The 2,490-nt window shown below is 41.8% G+C and carries 4 protein-coding genes; 2 read left to right on the forward strand and 2 right to left on the reverse strand.

Annotated elements, in window-relative coordinates:
* Positions 1–63 precede the first annotated feature (63 nt).
* Positions 64–237, forward strand: a complete 174-nt coding sequence (locus tag AC5JMK_RS14225) for a hypothetical protein (protein WP_495910402.1) — start codon at positions 64–66, stop codon at positions 235–237.
* A 142-nt stretch (positions 238–379) separates the two neighbouring features.
* Positions 380–532: a photosystem I reaction center subunit IX gene (locus AC5JMK_RS14230; RefSeq protein ID WP_096679884.1), complete on the forward strand. Its 153-nt coding sequence runs from the start codon at positions 380–382 to the stop codon at positions 530–532.
* A gap of 129 nt (positions 533–661) precedes the next feature.
* Here the strand turns inward: AC5JMK_RS14230 and AC5JMK_RS14235 are convergent, their stop codons facing one another.
* Positions 662–1,312: a DUF4276 family protein gene (locus tag AC5JMK_RS14235; protein ID WP_495910403.1), complete on the reverse strand. Its 651-nt coding sequence runs from the start codon at positions 1,310–1,312 to the stop codon at positions 662–664.
* The gene (locus AC5JMK_RS14240) at positions 1,312–2,394 is read right to left on the reverse strand and encodes an AAA family ATPase (protein ID WP_096679882.1); all 1,083 of its coding nucleotides are present in this window, start codon (positions 2,392–2,394) and stop codon (positions 1,312–1,314) included. The genes AC5JMK_RS14235 and AC5JMK_RS14240 overlap by 1 nt, the downstream gene beginning before the upstream one ends.
* Positions 2,395–2,490 lie beyond the last annotated feature (96 nt).

The following is a 2,490-nucleotide window of genomic DNA, read 5'->3' on the forward strand; positions in this document are numbered from 1 at the left end:
ATTTCTGTTTCTCTCTAATCTCTTTTTACCGGGGGAGAGTGAAAAACTACATCTTTTCTTACCATGAATCGCTACACTCTTTATAAAATAAGCTTTTCCAGTTATTTTGTCGCCCCGTCAGCATTGTTCGTTGGTTGTATGTTAATAGCTTTACTTTGGCCTATAGCAGCAATCAAAGAATTACTTGCTGGTGAATTAGTTGCCAATGATGAAGAAATTCCTATTTCAGTTCGCTGAAATAATGCTGAGAGGATATCTGAAAAGTTTTTGCTGATACACCAAGTGGTTGAGGTCAGATAATTTATGCTTCAACAGATATCCTCTTAATAGCCCAAATAAAAATGCAAGTTCAAATTTAATTGGTATTGGAGAAATTATTATGGAACCACGTTATTTATTGAGATATCTTTCCACTGCTCCTATAGTTGCTACATTGACATTAATTACTATTTCTGTGATTCTAATTGTATTGAATTATCTATTTCCTGGTTTGCAATACGGCACTTTTTTCCATTCTTTGCCGTCACCCTAAGAGGATGTTTGAAAAGTTTGTAGATTTGAGCCGGTCTTATGTAACGGTGTCCGTTTAGACAAATTGTCAAGTTCTTGCTTTGGGATACTTACCAGTCCCCAGTCCCAAGATTAGGCGATTAAGGTGCTGTCAGAGAATTAAATTTTCAAGACGTAGCAGCCACTGATGAAAGTGCTGACATTGCTGACGTATTGCATCCAACCCAATGTCGATCGCCAGCACCGAACCATGTAGTGGTTTGTCGTATCCATTGCAGCAATTGCGAATGCGTTTTGATGGTGCTGTGAGTGGATTGTCATTGATATGTTCAGGGGAGGGAAAAGCGTTGCGATCGCTCTGCAAAATACTGACCACACTTGCATCGAACCATCCAGCAAACGCCTGCGGGTTGCTGTACAGAAGTGCTTCAAACTCATGAACTAGCAAATTGGGGATAAAATTATTATGGTCGATATCTTTGCCCATCTCGTGTTCAAGATATTCAGCCTTTTGAAAAGGATCACTGGTTTTGGGTAGGGAACTGCTTCCTGGAAAATCATTGGGCAACCCGTACATATCAAACATTGTGGTGACAAATGCTGTTTTATCTTCAAGGCACTTGCGATTTAGCTGTGGCTTGATTTTGGCATAGCTCACCACACCACCTTTGCCAGTAGAACTAGTTTTCACAAGAATCGGGTTGAGGTATATATTTTTCTCCTGAAAATAGTCGTAGAGCAGTTCCCTTACAAAAGTTTCTTCTGTTTGCCCTTCAACAAAAATATTCACTCGAATCATCATCAAGGTCTCCCGCCCAGGACGTTTTTCTTCCAAAGCTCACCCAGGCTATAGTCCTCAAGCCACTCCTCCAACTTATGCTGATCCAGACGACGGAGTAACGATTTTCCATGAGCGCGGTCTACAACAATCACATCCGAAGCATCAAATTCGTTGAGCAATTCTACGGATTGGGTTGAAACAATTACCTGTTTTTTGGCAGTACGTATCAAAGATGCCAGTACAGTAATAGCATACGGATGCAGCCCTAGTTCAGGCTCATCCACCAGAATTAACTCTGGCTGAAGCTGTTCGGGTTGCAGAAAAACAGTTGCCAAACACATGAAACGCAGTGTGCCATCAGAAAGCAGGTGTGCCTTAAATGGGACATCTTGCCCCCGCTCGAACCATTCAAGTTCAACAACATTTTTATTTTGTGGGGAAGGGCGTAGATAAAAATCTCCAAAGAAGGGGGCAACGAGCCGGATGGTTTTGACGATTTTCTGATACGATTCCGTGTATTGCTCTCGCAATAGATACAGGAAAGATGCGAGATTACGTGCATCAGAGCGTAAGTAAGCGTTGTCATTGATACCGTGCGGCTGTTTTACATAGGCACTGTCGCTGGTATCGTGAAAATGATAAACCCGCCACTGCTGCATAGCTGACAAAACGTATTCATCAATATTTGTCCCAGTACCGACAAAAGCCCTTGTCTCGAAATGTCCTCTACCTATTTCATGCTCACCACTCATGTTCCACCAGAAAGACTCAAGAGCGAACATCAGACGGTTGTCTTGGGTCGGTTCTAACGTGGCAAAGTACCCATTATTGCCAAAATATAACTTAAACTCCAATTGCTCTGTTGTTTTGCGCCCAAAGTGCAACAGTGCATCGGGACCGCCCTGACGGCTGACGAAAACTTGCAGGTTCTGCTCAAGCAACTGCCCAACCATGCGGAAGAATCCGATAAAATTAGACTTACCAGCACCATTAGCTCCAATCAAAACGTTAAGTTTGGATAGTTCAAGGTCACACTCAGCAATAGACTTAAAGCCTTTTAAAACTATTCTCGATAGTTGTTTGTCACTGTTGGTTCTCGTCATGGAACAATCTCCCGTTATCCAGGCTTTTTATTTGCTGGTTTTAATAGACCTCTTGCAAAAAAGTTTTATGGTATAGTGTCATATTTACCAATTTTT

This window comes from Pelatocladus sp., from assembly GCF_059505505.1.